At 63.9% G+C, this 15,004-nt stretch carries 10 protein-coding genes; 9 read left to right on the top strand and 1 reads right to left on the bottom strand.

Annotation, left to right across the window (positions count from 1 at the left end; all coding sequences use genetic code 11):
* Nucleotides 1-51: 51 nt before the first annotated feature.
* The 9 genes from FHR22_RS09130 (at nt 52) to FHR22_RS09090 (ending at nt 14,356) form a co-directional block, all read left to right on the top strand.
* Entirely contained in the window at nt 52-3,060 is a 3,009-nt protein-coding gene (locus tag FHR22_RS09130; RefSeq protein ID WP_166941347.1) for a TonB-dependent receptor, read from the top strand.
* A 106-nt stretch (nt 3,061-3,166) separates the two neighbouring features.
* The gene (locus FHR22_RS09125; RefSeq protein WP_166941345.1) at nt 3,167-4,729 is read left to right on the top strand and encodes a tryptophan halogenase family protein; all 1,563 of its coding nucleotides are present in this window, start codon (nt 3,167-3,169) and stop codon (nt 4,727-4,729) included.
* Nucleotides 4,726-5,445: a SapC family protein gene (locus FHR22_RS09120; protein WP_166941343.1), complete on the top strand. Its 720-nt coding sequence runs from the start codon at nt 4,726-4,728 to the stop codon at nt 5,443-5,445. The genes FHR22_RS09125 and FHR22_RS09120 overlap by 4 nt, the downstream gene beginning before the upstream one ends.
* Nucleotides 5,438-6,469 (top strand): cupin-like domain-containing protein, encoded by a 1,032-nt coding sequence (locus FHR22_RS09115; RefSeq protein WP_166941341.1) that lies wholly within the window; start codon nt 5,438-5,440, stop codon nt 6,467-6,469. The genes FHR22_RS09120 and FHR22_RS09115 overlap by 8 nt, the downstream gene beginning before the upstream one ends.
* On the top strand, nt 6,466-7,965 hold the full coding sequence (locus FHR22_RS09110; protein WP_166941339.1) for a tryptophan halogenase family protein: 1,500 nt from the start codon (nt 6,466-6,468) through the stop codon (nt 7,963-7,965). The genes FHR22_RS09115 and FHR22_RS09110 overlap by 4 nt, the downstream gene beginning before the upstream one ends.
* 177 nt (nt 7,966-8,142) lie before the next feature.
* The gene (locus FHR22_RS09105) at nt 8,143-9,207 is read left to right on the top strand and encodes a LacI family DNA-binding transcriptional regulator (RefSeq protein WP_166942584.1); all 1,065 of its coding nucleotides are present in this window, start codon (nt 8,143-8,145) and stop codon (nt 9,205-9,207) included.
* Complete coding sequence (locus FHR22_RS09100; RefSeq protein ID WP_166941337.1) at nt 9,200-10,405, top strand: MFS transporter; 1,206 nt, start codon at nt 9,200-9,202, stop codon at nt 10,403-10,405. Before FHR22_RS09105 ends, FHR22_RS09100 begins: the two co-directional genes overlap by 8 nt.
* A gap of 90 nt (nt 10,406-10,495) precedes the next feature.
* Complete coding sequence (locus FHR22_RS09095) at nt 10,496-12,985, top strand: glycoside hydrolase family 3 protein (RefSeq protein ID WP_166941335.1); 2,490 nt, start codon at nt 10,496-10,498, stop codon at nt 12,983-12,985.
* 66 nt (nt 12,986-13,051) lie between these two features.
* Nucleotides 13,052-14,356: a sugar MFS transporter gene (locus tag FHR22_RS09090; protein ID WP_166941333.1), complete on the top strand. Its 1,305-nt coding sequence runs from the start codon at nt 13,052-13,054 to the stop codon at nt 14,354-14,356.
* Here FHR22_RS09090 and FHR22_RS09085 read toward each other — a convergent pair.
* Nucleotides 14,310-14,984 carry a TetR/AcrR family transcriptional regulator gene (locus FHR22_RS09085; protein WP_166941331.1) on the bottom strand — a complete coding sequence of 225 codons (675 nt, stop codon included), beginning with the start codon at nt 14,982-14,984 and terminating at the stop codon, nt 14,310-14,312. The genes FHR22_RS09090 and FHR22_RS09085 overlap by 47 nt on opposite strands.
* Between the last annotated feature and the right edge of the window lie 20 nt (nt 14,985-15,004).

The raw sequence follows: 15,004 nt of genomic DNA, 5'->3' as shown, positions 1-15,004 counted from the left end.
CATAACGGGAATACCGCCGAAAAATGAGCGGTTGATTTGGGAGGAAAAGGGATGCGGGCGTCTCAAAAGCAGTGGCTTGCCAAAATTCTGGTCAGTACTTCCGCGCTGTCCCTGATGGGCATCGCGCAGGCGGCAGCGGCGCAGGAAGCGCCTGCCGACGGGGAAGTGAATGGCGACGAGATTGTCGTCACCGGCATCCGCGCCAGCCTCGAAGCCTCGGCGACGATCAAGCGCGAGGCGCAGGGCGTCGTCGACGCGATTTCGGCCGAGGATATCGGCAAATTCCCCGACACTAACCTCGCCGAATCGCTGCAGCGCATCACCGGCGTGTCGATCGACCGGAACAACGGTGAAGGGTCGCTGGTGACGGTTCGCGGCTTCGGTCCCGAATTCAACCTGGTGACGGTCAACGGCCGTCAGGTGCCGACCGCGACAATCGGCGATGGCGGCAGTGCGCCGTCGTCGCGTTCGTTCGATTTCGCCAATCTTGCCTCCGAAGGCATCGCTGCGGTCGAAGTCTACAAGAGCGGCCGTGCGACGATCGAGTCGGGCGGTATCGGCTCGACCATCAACATCCGCACCCCGCGCCCGCTCGACAATCCGGGAATGCGCGGCAGCCTGTCGGTCAAGGGCGTGTATGACACGTCGCGCAACCAGGGCAATCCGGTTACCCCCGAAGTGTCGGGCATCTTCAGCAGTACCTTTGCCGACGATACGATCGGTATCATGATTGCCGGTTCGTACCAGCGGCGCAAATCGAGCACGAACTCGGCGAACGTCGGGTGGCGCGACGGCTATCTGGGTAGCGAGAATAATTGGGGTTCGCTGGCGCAGCCCGGGTCGGCGGGGGCTGCAAATATCACCAACCGGCCGGGTCCGGACGACGTCTATCAGGTGGCGCAAAACGCATCCTACGACCTCAACGACATCGACCGCGAGCGAATTAATGGTCAGGCGGTATTGCAATTCCGCCCGAGCGATTCCCTGACGGCCACGATCGATTATATCTATTCGCGCAACACTGTCGAAACGCGAAACAGCAATGTCGGCGTGTGGTTCAACCATGGCGACACGTCGAGTGCGTGGACCGATGGCCCGGTTGCGGGGCCGCTCTTCTATTCCGAGAAATTCGGGCCGCCCGATCCGGGCTGCGTGGCGCCATCGCCGCCGGCGCCCGATAATTGCCAGGTCGGCAAGGACCTGTCCTATAGCGGTGCGCTTCAGGAAAATCGGGCCGAGAATAAGTCGCTCGGCTTCAATCTGGGCTGGGAAGCGCCGGGCGGCGTGACGATCGAACTCGATGCGCATCATTCGACCGCCGAGGTCAAGCCGGTCAACCGGTTCGGATCGAGCATGTCGCTGGGCAATGCCGTGTTCGGCGTCGCCAATCAGACGATCAATTTCGAAAATGACCTTCCGATCATTTCCTATGGCATGCATCCGGGCATCGATCCGCTGAATACCTCGCTGATCACGCCCACCGGCAATGCGTTCCGCAACGCCTATTTCCGGAACCGGATCAACCAGGTTCAGCTCCGCGGCAAATATGATCATGACGGCGGTTTTCTCGACAGCATCGATTTCGGTGTTTCCTATGTCGACAGCAAGGTGCGCTCGGCCTTCGGAACGATCCAGAACGACGACACCTGGGGCGGGGCGGGGCCAGCGTCGGATATTCCCGACGATATTTTCAAGCTGGTGACGCTTCCCGATAAATTCCCGGGCCTGGCGCAGGACGGCATGATCCAGAGCTTCTACAGCTTTGATTTCGAGCGGATGGCCGATCTGGTCGAGCAGAATTATCAGGCGTGCAGCAATCCCGCGACGGGGGTGGCGCAGCCGGGAACCTGTCTGGCCGTATTCAATACCGACCGGCGTATCTCGGAAAAGACGATCGCGCCCTATTTGCAGGTCGCGACCGAGTTCGATCTTTTCCAGAATCCCGCGCATTTCGTTGCCGGCATCCGCTACGAAACCACCGACATCGCCTCGGCGGCACTGGTGCCGGTGCCGGTGACCAGTACCTGGGTGGGCGAGAATGAATTCAATGTCGTCTTTTCGGACGAAAGCGCATTCACGCGCTTCAAGGGCTCGTACGACAACTGGCTGCCGGCGTTCGATCTGGACATCTCGCCGATGGAGAATGTCAAACTGCGCGCGTCATACAGCCACACGATCACGCGCCCCGACTATGCCAGCATGCAGGGCGGCCGGACGATCGATACGCTGTTCCGCGTCGGCGGCGGCACGGGTTCGCTGGGCAACCCCGGTTTGATCCCGTACAAGTCGAAGAACATCGACCTGTCGGCCGAATGGTATTACGGCCGCGACAGTTATCTCTCCGTCGGATATTTCCATAAGGATGTCAGTAACTTCATCTCCTCGACGCGGATCGACTATAACTCGCCCGGAATTACCACCCCGGTCAATGGCCCGCGTTGGCAGGCGGCACTCGCTGCGCTGGGGGCCGACGCAACGCTTGGGGAAATCCGGCAATATATCATCAACACCTTCCCCGACACGGTGACCGGCAATACGATCAACGCGGCACCGGGTGATCCGCTCGTCAATTTCGAGATCACGACGCCGGTCAACAACGACCGCACCGCATCGATCAACGGTTGGGAGTTCGCGATCCAGCACAGCTTCTGGGATACGGGCTTCGGTGTCATCCTGAACTATACGATCGTCAACGGCGACGCGATCTATGACAATGCGAAGCCCGCGTCGGTGACGGTGCCGCAGTTCGCGCTGACCGGGCTCAGCGACAGCGCCAATGCCGTCGCCTATTATGACAAGAACGGGCTCCAGGCGCGTGTCGCTTGGAACTGGCGCGACAAGTTCCTCCAGAGTTCGGGGCCGAACCCGACCTATATCGAGGAATATTGGCAGATCGACGCCAGCGCGAGCTATGAGTTCATTCCGGGCATCACGGGCTTCGTTGAGGCGATCAACCTGACTGGCGAAGGGCGGCGCGGACATATGCGGCACAAGAATAATGTGACCTTTGTCCAGCCCGGCTTTGCCCGCTATGCCGCCGGGGTCCGGTTCAGCTTCTAGCGCAGGCGGCTCCGTCCGCCGGCTTCGCAGGCGAGAGAGCCGCGCCGTCGACAGGCGCGGCTCTTTTGCGTGACGCGGGGCAGTCGTGGGCCTAGGATCGGTTACAATGAATGACATGATCGAGAGGGTTGTCATCGTGGGCGGGGGCACCGCCGGCTGGCTGGCGGCGTCGCTGATCGCCAGCTCGCGCCGCGCCAAGGCGGCGCCGCTGTCGATCACCCTGGTCGAGGCGCCCGATGTCCCGATCGTCGGCGTTGGTGAAGGGACCTGGCCGACGATCCGCCAGACGCTGGCGACGATCGGGCTCGACGAGGGGGATTTCCTTGCCGCCTGCGACGGGGCGTTCAAGCAGGCTTCGCGCTTCGACGGCTGGCTCGATGGGTCGGCGGGCGACAGCTATCTTCATCCTTTCACGACGCCGCCCGCGGTGCCGACGGGAGAGTTGCTGGCGGCATGGCAAACCTCGGCGCCCGACCAGCCCTTTGCGGCGGCGATGAGCGCGCAGGCGGCGGTCTGCAACCTGCACCTCGCGCCGCGCCAGCGTGCGATGCCCGACTATCAGGGCGCGACCAACTATGCCTATCATTTCGCGACCGAGAAATTCGGCGCCTTGCTCGCGAGGCATGCGAAGCAAAGTCCGCTGATCACCCACATCCTCGATCATGTGACCGGGGTCAGGCACGCCGACAACGGCGACATCGCCGCGCTGACGACGCGTAGCGGGCGCGAGATCGCGGGCGACCTGTTCATAGACTGCAGCGGCTTCAAGGGGCTGCTGATCGGCGACGCGCTTGACGTCGAATGGATCGACCGCAGCGAGCATGCCTTCAACGACCGCGCGATCGCATCGCAGGTGCCGGTGCCGCCGGGCAGCCCGATTGCGTCGCAGACGATCGCGACCGCGCATGAGGCGGGCTGGATCTGGGACATCGGCCTGCCGTCGCGGCGCGGCATCGGCTGCGTCTATTCGAGCCGCTTCATGGATGCCGAGCGCGCGGAAACCATCCTCCGCGACTATATCGCGCGCGAGCTGCCGGGCGCGGCTCCAGAAACAAAGGCATTCGGGGTGCCGTTCAAGCATATCAGCTTCCGGACCGGCCACCGGGCACGCTTTTGGGAGCGCAATTGCATCTCGATCGGGCTCGCGGCGGGGTTCATCGAACCGCTCGAAGCCTCGGCGATCGTCCTCATCGAATTGTCACTGCGCGCGCTCACCGACAATTTCCCGGCCGATCGCGCCGCGATGGACATTCACGCCGGCCGTTTCAACAAGCTGTTCCGCTACCGCTGGGACCGCATCGTCGAATTTCTGAAGCTCCATTATGTGCTGAGCCGCCGCGAGGAGCCTTATTGGCGCGCGCATCGCGACCCCCAGCATATCCCGCCGCACCTCACCGAAATGCTGGCGCTGTGGAAAAACCAGCCGCCGTCGGCGTGGGACTTTCCCTATGTCGACGAGATATTCTCGGCGCAGAGCCATCAATATATTCTCTATGGCATGGGCTTTCCCGCGCCCGCCGGCTGGCCGGCGACCGACCGGGCCACCGCGGCGCTCGCCGAGATGCGGCAGCGCGCGCGGACGCTTGCCGCCGGGTTGCCGACGAACCGGATATATCTTGATGCCCTGGCCGCTGATCGCGCCGCGGCCGAACCAGAAAGAGTCGAATGACCCAGCACGCCACTCTCGACAGCCATGCCCACCGCGAGCTTCGCGTGCGCGTCGATGCCGGGGCCGACCTGGGCGACGCGGTGATGGCGACGTTGACCGTGCCCAACGAATTCCGGAATGTGCAGGGGCATTTCCCGATCCTGTTCCGGCGCGAAATGGGGCAGGGCGATTTCACCGCGCTCGCGATGTTCGGGTTCGAGGCCGGGGAGAATCTGTTCCTCGACGGCGACCGCTGGGACGCGCGCTATCGCCCGCTGTCGCTCGCGATCCAGCCTTTCCTGATCGGGCGCCCGGCTAGCGGTGACGGGCCGGGGCAGGTCCATATCGACCTTGGCCATCCCCGCATCGCGGCAGATGGCGAAGGCGTGCGCCTGTTCGACGTCGATGGCGTCGCCACACCGTATCTGGACGATATCGCCGGGCGGCTTGGCGATCTGGATGAAGGCTATCGCGCGAGCGGGGCGTTTTTCGACGCGCTCTGCGACTTTGAATTGCTCGAGCCGTTCAGCCTTGAGGTAACGCTCGACGATGGATCGGTGCATTCGCTCGTCGGTTTTCACATCATCGACGAGGCAAAGCTGCAAGCGCTCGATGCCGACGCACTGGGCCGCCTGCACGCCGGCGGGCATTTGATGCCGATCTTCATGGCGCTGGCGTCGCTGTCGCAGCTTTCGGCGCTCGTCGCGCGCAAGAACTGCAGGCTGGCCAGTGGCTGAACGCGACCGGCCCATTTACGACCGCTTGGCTAAAGTGGCCGAGCGCGAATGGAAAAAAGGGGCGGGGCTCGACGCGTTGCTGGAAGGCGCGCGCGAGCCCTTTGTCCTGCGCGGCGTTGTTGCCGACTGGCCGCTGGTGGCGGCAGGCAAGCAGGGCGGGCGGGCGGTGCGGCGCTATCTGCTCGATCACGCGCGCGATCGGCCGTTCAAAGTATCGATCGGTCCGCCCGGGCACGACGGGCGCCTGTTCTATGATGCCGATATGGCGATGAATTTTCGCGTCGGGACGGGCAAGCTCGGCGATATTTTTGCGGGCATCGACAAGGCAGAGGAGGCCGGCGACGTCCGCACCGTCTATCTCGCCTCGATCGATATCCCGTCGCATTTCGACGGGCTCGACGAAGCGAATCCGATCGATCTCGGGACGCGCGATCCGTTGAAAAGCATCTGGATCGGGACGCGCACGCGGATCGCGGCGCATAATGATTTTCCCGACAATCTGGCCTGCTGCGCCGCCGGCCGCCGCCGTTTTACCTTGTTTCCGCCGCACCAGTTCGCCAATCTTTATCTGGGGCCGATCGACAACACGCCGGCGGGCCGCGTCGTCAGCATGGTCGATTTCGATGCCCCCGACCTGGGCGCGCATCCGGGCTTCGTCGACGCGATGGCCGAGGCGCAGACGGCCGAACTGGAACCGGGTGACGCAATCTTCATCCCGTCGATGTGGTGGCACCATGTCGAGGGGCTCGAGGATTTCAACATATTGGTCAATTATTGGTGGCGCCGTAGCCCCGCCTGGCTGGGCCAGCCGCAGGACGCGCTCAACCATGCAATCCTCGCGATCCGCGACCTGCCCGATGCGGACAAGGCGGTCTGGCGGGCGATGTTCGACCATTATGTGTTCGATAATGGCCCCCAGGCGACCGATCATATCCCCGAACCGGCCCGCGGCATCCTTGCCCCGCTCACTCGCGAGAGTGCGGGGCGGCTGCGCGCCTTCTTGCTGAGGACATTAAGCCGATGAACGAAGAAAAGCCGATCCGTCGCATCGTGATTGCTGGCGGCGGGACCGCCGGCTGGATGATGGCGGCGGCGATCGCGCGAACGATGGGGCATACGGTCGACCTGACGCTCGTCGAATCCGAGGCGATCGGGACGATCGGGGTCGGTGAATCGACGATTCCGCCGCTGGTCAATTTCAACCGCATTCTCGGCATTCCCGAACCCGAATTCATGCGCGCGGCGCAGGCGACCTTCAAGCTCGGCATATTGTTCGACAATTGGAAGCACGACGGCCACCGCTATTTCCACAGCTTCGGCCTGTCGGGGAAGGATCATTGGTCGGCGGGATTCCAGCATTTCTGGTTGCACGGCAAGACGCGCGGGCACGAACAGTCCTATGACGATTATTGCCTCGAACTCGTCGCCGGATTGCAGGGCAAATTCGCGCACCTGCCCGAAGACCGGATGAACTATGCCTATCATGTCGACGCGACGCTCTACGGCCGCTTCCTGCGCAAGCTCGCCGAAGAGGCCGGCGCGAAGCGCGTCGAGGGGAAAATTGCCCGTGTCGAACTTGACAGCGAAAGCGGTGATATCGCGGCATTACATCTCGACGGCGAGCGGCGGATCGAGGGTGACATGTTCGTCGACTGCACGGGGTTTCGCGGGCTGCTGATCGACGGCGCGTTGCACGCCGGTTTCGAAGACTGGGGCCATTGGCTGCCGAACGACAGCGCGATCGCGGTCCAGTCCGATCATCTCGGCCCGCCGCCGCCCTATACGCAGGCGATCGCCCATGATGCCGGCTGGCAGTGGCGCATCCCGCTCCAGCATCGCATGGGGGCGGGCATCGTCTATTCGAGCGGCTATCTATCGCGCGATGCCGCCTATGACCGGTTGATGTCGAGCGTCGGCACGCCGCGGATCGAACCCTTCGACATCAAGTTCCGCGGCGGCGTGCGGCGCCGGCAATGGTTCCGCAATTGCGTCGCCGTGGGGCTGGCGGGCGGTTTCGTCGAGCCGCTCGAGGCGACGACGGTGCATCTGATCCAGCGCGCGGTGCTGCGTTTCATCCGGATGATGCCGAACGGACGCGTGAGCGAGCGTGACGCCGCCGAATTCAACGACCAGCAGCGGCTGGACATCGAACAGATCCGCGACTTCGTCATCCTGCACTATAAGGCGACGAACCGCCGCGACAGCCCCTTCTGGCGCCATGTCGCGAACATGCCGATCCCCGCCTCGCTGGAACAGAAGATCGAATTGTTCCGCGAAACCGGCCGAGTCTTCCGCAAGAATGAGGAATTGTTCGCTGAAAACAGCTGGGTGCAGGTGATGATGGGGCAGGGGATCGAGCCGCAAAGCTATCACCCGATCGCCGGAAAATTGCGCGACGACGAACTCGAACGTCTGTTCCAGACGCTTCGCGACAATGTGACGAACACCGTCGCGACTTTGCCGGATCATCACGCCTATGTCGCCCGCTACTGCGGGGCAGAGGTTCCCGCACCGGCATGATTGTTGCCGCATCGTTCCTGATGCTGGCGAGTGCGGGCGCGTCGCGTTGCCCCGCGGGCGCATTGACGCGTGCGGATATCCGGCAATGATGAAAATCGACAGGGTTCGTGTCTGGCAATGCGGCGAGGATGCGGCTAGCAGGCCCTGTTGCGAAGCGAATGTAAGGCAGAATGATTGATGGGGCGTCGGCGTCAATCGGTGACGATCAAGCATGTGGCGGCCGATGCGGGCGTATCGCTGCAGACGGTCAGTCGCGTCATCAACCGCGAACCCAATGTCCGTCCCGAAATGCAGGAACGGGTGCAGGCGTCGATCGACAAGCTCGGTTATGTGCCGTCGATCGCGGCGCAACGGATGAGCGGTTCGCGTTCCTATCTGATCCTGGCGATCAATGACCGCGAACGCACGATCGCCGACTGGCGCGGGCGGCAGGGCGTCGACTGGGTCGACCAGATGCTGCTCGGCGGCATGCTGAAATGCGCCGAGCTCGGCTATCGCATGATCTTCGAACTCGTTGATACGCACACCGACCATGTCGAGCGCGAATTGCGCGCTACGATCGCGGCTTTGCAGCCCGATGGCGTGATCCTGACCCCGCCGCATTCCGACAATCCGCTCATCGTCGGGCTGCTCCATCACCAGAAGATAGCTTTTGCGCGCATCGGCTCGCTTGGCGGTGAAGCCGGGATCGCGCTGACGATGGATGACGAAGGATCGGCGCGGCTCGCGACGCGGCACCTGATCGACCTCGGGCATTGCCGGATCGGCTTTATCGCCGGATCGCCCGAATATAATCTGAGCGGATGGCGCATAGACGGCTGGAAAGCTGAAATGGCCGAAGCCAATCTTCCGGTCGACGACCTCCTGATCGAGGGCGACTTTGGCTATGCGTCGGGGGAGGATGCGGCACGGCAATTGCTCGATTCCGCGCAGCCGCCGACCGCGATCATCGCCAGCAGCGACCAGATGGCGCTGGCGACGCTCGAGGTTGCGCGCGCACGCGGCTTCGACGTGCCGCGCGCGCTGTCGATCGTCAGTTTCGACAACACGCCCATCGTCCGCTTTACCCAGCCGCCGCTGACCGCCGTCGACCAGCCCGTTGCCGATACCGTCTCGCGCGCGGTCGAACTGATCATCGCGGCGCAGCGCGGCGGGCCGAGGCCGGACAAGCCGACAGTGGTCAGCGGCAGTCTCGTTCAGCGGGGATCGACGGGCGCGCCGCCTGCGGACCGCAATGGCTGACGCGGGCGCGTCGCGCCGCCAGTCGCTTCGCTTCCTCCTGCTCTATGCCCTTGCCGCTGCGGGCGGCGCGATGGCCTATGTTCCCTTCCTGACCATTTGGTTGCCCGCGCGGATGACTGCGCTTGCGGGCGACGCCGACGTCCAGTCGCTTGGCTATGTCACCTTCTTCGGCGCCATCGCCGCCAGCGTTGCCGGAGTCGCCTTCGGCTGGCTGAGCGACCGGACAGGCAGCCGGCGCATCTGGGTCGCGACCGGTCTCCTGCTTACCATTGTGCTGCTGCTTGCGGTACCGCTGGCGCGGGACGTCGGCACGCTGATCTGTATCATCGTCGCATGGCAACTGGCGCTCAACATGATCCTCGGGCCGCTCGCGGCGTGGGCGGGAGACTGCGTTCCCGACGACCAGAAGGGGCTGCTCGGCGGGTTGCTCGCCTTTTCTCCCGCGCTTGGTGCCTGGTCGGGCGCGCTCGTGACCATGCCCGGACTGGTGTCGGCCGAAGCGCGGCTCGTGGTCATCGCCATGCTCGTTGCCGGCGCGATCTTGCCGGTACTGTTGTTTGGCCGGCCGCGGCCTTTTCCCGAACTCACCGCCGCGGCGCCCGGCACAGCCGACGGTATGCACGACCGCGGTCCGAGCGGACCCGCCGTACGGATGTGGCTGGCGCGGCTGCTGGTCCAGATCGCCGAGGCGGCGCTTTTCGCCTATCTCTATTTCTGGTTCCGCTCGATCGACCCCGGCATGCATGATAACGAAAAGGCGCGCATTTTCGGCTTTGCGTTGACCATTGCGGTGCCGATCGCGCTCGTCGCAGGGCGATGGGCCGATCGCAACGACCGGCCGTTCCGGCCGCTTGTGGTCAGCGCGGCGGTGTCGGCGGCCGGGATGCTCGGCATGGCCTTCGCCGACGGGCCGGATCTCGCCAAGACCTGCTATCTGGTATTCGGCGTCGCGACGACCGTCTTTCTGTCGCTGCACGCCAGCCAAACCCTGCGCATCCTGCCGCGCGCCGAACATCGCGGACGCGACCTCGGCATCTTCAACCTCACCAACACCGTGCCGTCGCTCATCATGCCATGGTTGACGATTTCGCTGGTTCCGGGCTTCGGTTTCGGCGCACTGTTCCTGCTGCTGGCTGCGCTGACCGGCATCGCCGTCCTTCTGTTGGCAACCATGCCGCGCCCCTCCCAAGCGTACTGAAACAGCCCCTTGATTTCATTCGCATGCTATGCGAAAGAATGATTGATAACGTTCACATTTGATGATCAGATAATGAGGAATGGGAGAGATATGCGGCGACAGGCGATAGCTGTGGCGACCACTCTGCTTTTGGCGGGCACCGCCTTCGCAGCGGCACCCGAAACCGCCGGCGCGGACGCGGCCAACGTGCATCCCGCGCTCTGGCCCACGGCGAAAAGCCCTGCCGCGATCACCGATGCCAGGATAGAGGCGGCAATCGATGCGCTTCTCGCGCGCATGACGGTCGAGCAGAAGGTCGGCCAGTTGATCCAGGGTGATATCAGCACGATTACGCCGAAGGATCTGGAAACCTATCCGCTCGGATCGATCCTGGCCGGCGGCAACAGCGGCCCGAACGGTAACGAGCGGTCGAGCGCGGCCGACTGGGCGAAGCTGGTCGGTGATTTCCGCGCGGTGTCGATGAGGGCGCAGGCGAACGGTATCGCTATCCCGATCATCTTCGGTGTCGATGCCGTCCACGGCCACAATAATATTCCCGGCGCGACACTGTTCCCGCACAATATCGGGCTCGGCGCGGCGCGCGATCCCGAACTGATCCAGCGCATCGGCGCGGTGACCGCCGCAGAGATCGCGGGGAGCGGCATCGAATGGACGTTCGCCCCGACGCTGGCGGTGCCGCAGGATCTGCGCTGGGGCCGCAGCTATGAGGGCTATGCTTCGGACCCGAAACTGATCGCCGAATATGCCAAGGCGATGGTGCTGGGCCTGCAAGGGCCGCTGGTGGCGGGCAAGGCCGTCGACGGTACGCATGTCGCGGCGACTGCCAAGCATTTCCTCGCCGACGGCGGAACCTTCGAGGGCAAGGATCAGGGCGATGCCAAGATCGACGAGAAGGAACTGATCGCGAAGCATGCCATGGGCTATCCCGCCGCGATCGATGCCGGGGCGCTGACGGTCATGGCGAGCTTTTCGAGCTGGCAGGGGGTCAAGCACCACGGCAACAAGGGGCTGCTGACCGATGCGCTGAAGGGCAAGATGGGCTTTGCCGGCTTTGTCGTCGGCGACTGGAACGGGCACGGCCAGGTGGCGGGATGCAGCGTCACCGACTGCGCTCAGTCGATCAACGCCGGGCTCGACATGTTCATGGCCCCCGACAGCTGGAAGGGGCTTTACGAAACGACGTTGGCCCAGGCGAAGGACGGCCGGATCGGCAAGGCGCGGCTCGACGATGCGGTGCGTCGTATCCTGCGCGTGAAATACAAGCTGGGGCTGTTCGAGGCGGGGCATGGAAGTCGCGGCGATTTCGCCGCGGTCGGCGCCCCCGAACATCTTGCCGTCGCGCGCGAAGCGGTCGCCAAGTCACTGGTCCTGCTCAAGAACAATGGCAGCGTCTTGCCGATCAAGCCAGGCGCGAAACTGCTCGTTGCCGGCCCCGGCGCCGATAATATGGCGATGCAGTCAGGCGGATGGACGATCAGCTGGCAGGGCACCGATGTAACTCATGCCGACTTCCCGAACGGTCAGACGATCTGGGAAGCGCTGAACAAGGCGGTCGGCGAAGCGGGCGGCAAGGCAACGCTGTCGGCCGACGGCAGCTATACCGGAAAGCCCGATGTCGCGATCGTCGTGTTCGGCGAAGAGCCCTATGCCGAGTTTCAGGGTGACGTGCCGACGCTCGATTACCAGCCCGCCGAAGCGAAGGATCTTGCGACGCTGAAAAAGCTGAAGGCCGCGGGTATCCCTGTCGTCGCGCTCTTCCTCTCGGGGCGCCCGATGTTCACTAACCCCGAAATCAATGCCGCCGACGCATTCGTTGCAGGCTGGCTGCCGGGATCGCAGGCTGCAGGGGTCGCCGACGTGCTGGTCGCGGGCAAGGATGGGAGGACGGCGCGCGGGTTTACCGGAAAGCTGCCCTTTGCTTGGCCCGCCGACGCGCGTTCGCCGGTCGAAAAGCCGCAGTTCGCGGTTGGTTATGGCCTTGGCTATGGTGACAAAACCAGCGTCCCGGCGCTGTCCGAGGTTGTCGGTGTCGATATCGCAGGCATGCTCAACGTCGAAAAATATTTCTCGGGCGGCCGCGCCCGGGCGCCGTGGACGCTGTCGATCGTCGATGCTGGCGGCTCGCGGCAGGTCGAATCGGCGCCGGTCGACAGCAGCTATGGCCTGCTGAAAGCGCGCTCGGTCGATGTGAAGGCGCAGGAGGATGGCAAGTCATTCGTCTGGACCGGTCCCGCATCGTTCAACCTGTCGGGACCGAGCGCCGACCTGACGCGTCAGCTCAACAATAGCTTTGCACTGCGGCTCGACTGGCGGATTGACTCAGTGGGAGAGGGATCGGTGAAGCTGGCGCTCGGCGGCGTGACCTTCGACATTTCGGCGATGGTCACCGCGGCGCCGAAAGGGCAGGTGTCGACGATCAAGGTGCCGCTGCGCTGCTTCGCCGATGCGGGCGCCGATCTGACGCGGCTCAGCTATGCGGCGACGGTGACCGGTGACAAGGGGCTCACGGTGACATTGTTGAATACGAATGTCGAAGCCGTCGGCGAGAATCTGCCTTGTCCGTCTGCGGCGCAGGGCTAAGCAAGGGAAAGCTAGCACAAACAAGGGTCGCGTTGCCGGTCCGCAAGGCAATCTGGGGAGAAGGACATGGCATTGGCGCCGAACGTCGCGAGGAATACGGACCCGAACCCGGTCGAGGGCGCGGGCAAGAGCGGCGGCAGCACAAGGGTGGTGCTGATCCTGGCCTTTGCGGTGTTCTTCCTGCTCGGCGGGGTTACCAACATCAACGACCTCTTGGTCGGCAAGTTCAAGGCGATGTTCCACCTGACGCATGCCGATGCGAATCTGGTGCAGATGGCGTTCTTCATCGCCTATGGCGCCTTTTCGATCCCCGCCGGCATCATTATGTCGAAGCTCGGCTATATCCGAACCTTCGTGCTCGGCTTCGTCATCGTGGCGGCGGCGTCCTTTCTGTTCATTCCGGCCTCGGCCGCAGCGTCCTACACCGGTTTTCTCGCCGCGCTCTTCGGCATCGGTGCGGGGATCACCGTCCTCCAGGTGGCGATGAACCCGGTGATCACGACCCTGGGACCAATCGAAACCTCGCACAGCCGCCTGACCTTTGCACAGTCGTTCAATTCGATCGGTGTCACCCTGATGGTTTATGGCGGCGCGACCTTCCTGCTCGGCAATTCGCAGCCGATCGATCCCGAGACCGCGAGCGAGGCGCAGCTTCACGCCTATCGTGTCGCCGAGGGCGCATCGATCGGCACCGCGTATATGTGGCTCGGCATATTGATGCTGGTCATCGCGGCGGTGTTCTGGATGTATCGATCGGCGCTCGACCACGCCAAGACCGACGCCGTGAAACTTGAGGGCACCTGGGGCCTGCTCACCCACAACCGCCGCGTCCAGTTCGGCGCGCTGTGCATCTTCGTCTATGTCGGCGCCGAAGTGGCGATCGGTTCCAATCTGATGGCCTATCTCGGCGATCCGGGCGTGATGGGGTTGGATCTCCAGACGGCGGGCAAGCTGGTCGCGGTCTATTGGGCGGGCTCGCTGGTCGGCCGGCTGGTCGGCGCGTTCATTCTGCGGCTGGCAAAGCCCGGACGCGTGCTTGCGACCTTTGCGGCGGGGGCGATTTCGCTGATCATCCTGTCGGCGGTAACGACGGGCGCGCTGTCGGGTTGGGCCTTGATTCTGGTCGGTTTCTGCAATTCGCTGATGTTCCCGACGATCTTCAGCCTGGGGACCGAGGGGCTCGGCGAGCAGACGCCGCAAGGATCGGGCATCATGTGCACTGCGATCATCGGCGGGGCGCTCGTCCCTTATCTGTTCGGAACGGTGGCGGACGTCAGCGGCAATATCCGGCTCGCCCTGGCGGTGCCGCTGATCTGTTACGCGATCATCGCGAGTTTCGGGCTGTGGGCGACGCGCCGGGCGACGGCGTAGGGTTCAAGACCGGCGCAGACGCCCAGGCGGGGTCAAGATTCGCCTGCAGAATCTCCCGGGCGCGGACGACGGCCTGCGTCTCGGGATCGGGCTCGTCCATCAGTGCATAGCTGCCGCCGAGGTGCAGCGCGCAATGGCCATGGACCGTTGCAATGAGCGAGCGGACGAGGCGGCGCGTCGCTTCACCCTCGTCGCGGCCGAGCGCGATGGTCACTTCGCGGTCGACGATCGCGGTCAGCCGATGGCGTTCGCGCATATCGGCCTCGTCGAGCGGCAGGTCCACAGGGCGGCGATGGTCGTAAATGGCCATCCAGCAATGCCGGTTCTGCTCGGCGAAAGAGAAATAGCTGCGCACCAGCGCCTCGATGCGCGCATCGCCGTCATCGCAGCGCGCGAGCGCCGCTTCGAGCCAGTCCGCCCAGAGCGAGAAGGTGCGCGTGTTGATCGCCAGCAGGTAGGAATCGAGCGATCCGAAGACGTTGTAGATCGTCCCGACGGTGTAGCCCGCCCGCCGCGCCGCAGCGCGCGCTGAAAATTTGGCAAAGCCGGTCTCGGCCATCAGCGCATGGCCGCAAGCCACCAAAAGCTGACGCAATTCCTTGGGGCTATGGTCCGAACGTCGTGCCATGTGTTCGCGCTAGCACCGAA

This window comes from Sphingopyxis panaciterrae (genome assembly GCF_011762125.1).
Taxonomy (GTDB): Bacteria; Pseudomonadota; Alphaproteobacteria; order Sphingomonadales; family Sphingomonadaceae; genus Sphingopyxis; species Sphingopyxis panaciterrae.
Note: the sequence above shows the minus strand (reverse complement) of the source record. Positions and strands in the feature narration are given on the sequence as shown.

Bases quoted from the DNA above. Each gene is read 5' to 3' on its own strand.
- FHR22_RS09105 (WP_166942584.1), top strand. From the start codon at position 8,143: ATGGGGCGTCGGCGTCAATCGGTGACGATCAAGCATGTGGCGGCCGAT.
- FHR22_RS09130 (WP_166941347.1), top strand. From the start codon at position 52: ATGCGGGCGTCTCAAAAGCAGTGGCTTGCCAAAATTCTGGTCAGTACT.
- FHR22_RS09120 (WP_166941343.1), top strand. From the start codon at position 4,726: ATGACCCAGCACGCCACTCTCGACAGCCATGCCCACCGCGAGCTTCGC.
- FHR22_RS09125 (WP_166941345.1), top strand. From the start codon at position 3,167: ATGAATGACATGATCGAGAGGGTTGTCATCGTGGGCGGGGGCACCGCC.
- FHR22_RS09085 (WP_166941331.1), bottom strand. From the start codon at position 14,984: ATGGCACGACGTTCGGACCATAGCCCCAAGGAATTGCGTCAGCTTTTG.
- FHR22_RS09090 (WP_166941333.1), top strand. From the start codon at position 13,052: ATGGCATTGGCGCCGAACGTCGCGAGGAATACGGACCCGAACCCGGTC.
- FHR22_RS09095 (WP_166941335.1), top strand. From the start codon at position 10,496: ATGCGGCGACAGGCGATAGCTGTGGCGACCACTCTGCTTTTGGCGGGC.
- FHR22_RS09110 (WP_166941339.1), top strand. From the start codon at position 6,466: ATGAACGAAGAAAAGCCGATCCGTCGCATCGTGATTGCTGGCGGCGGG.
- FHR22_RS09100 (WP_166941337.1), top strand. From the start codon at position 9,200: ATGGCTGACGCGGGCGCGTCGCGCCGCCAGTCGCTTCGCTTCCTCCTG.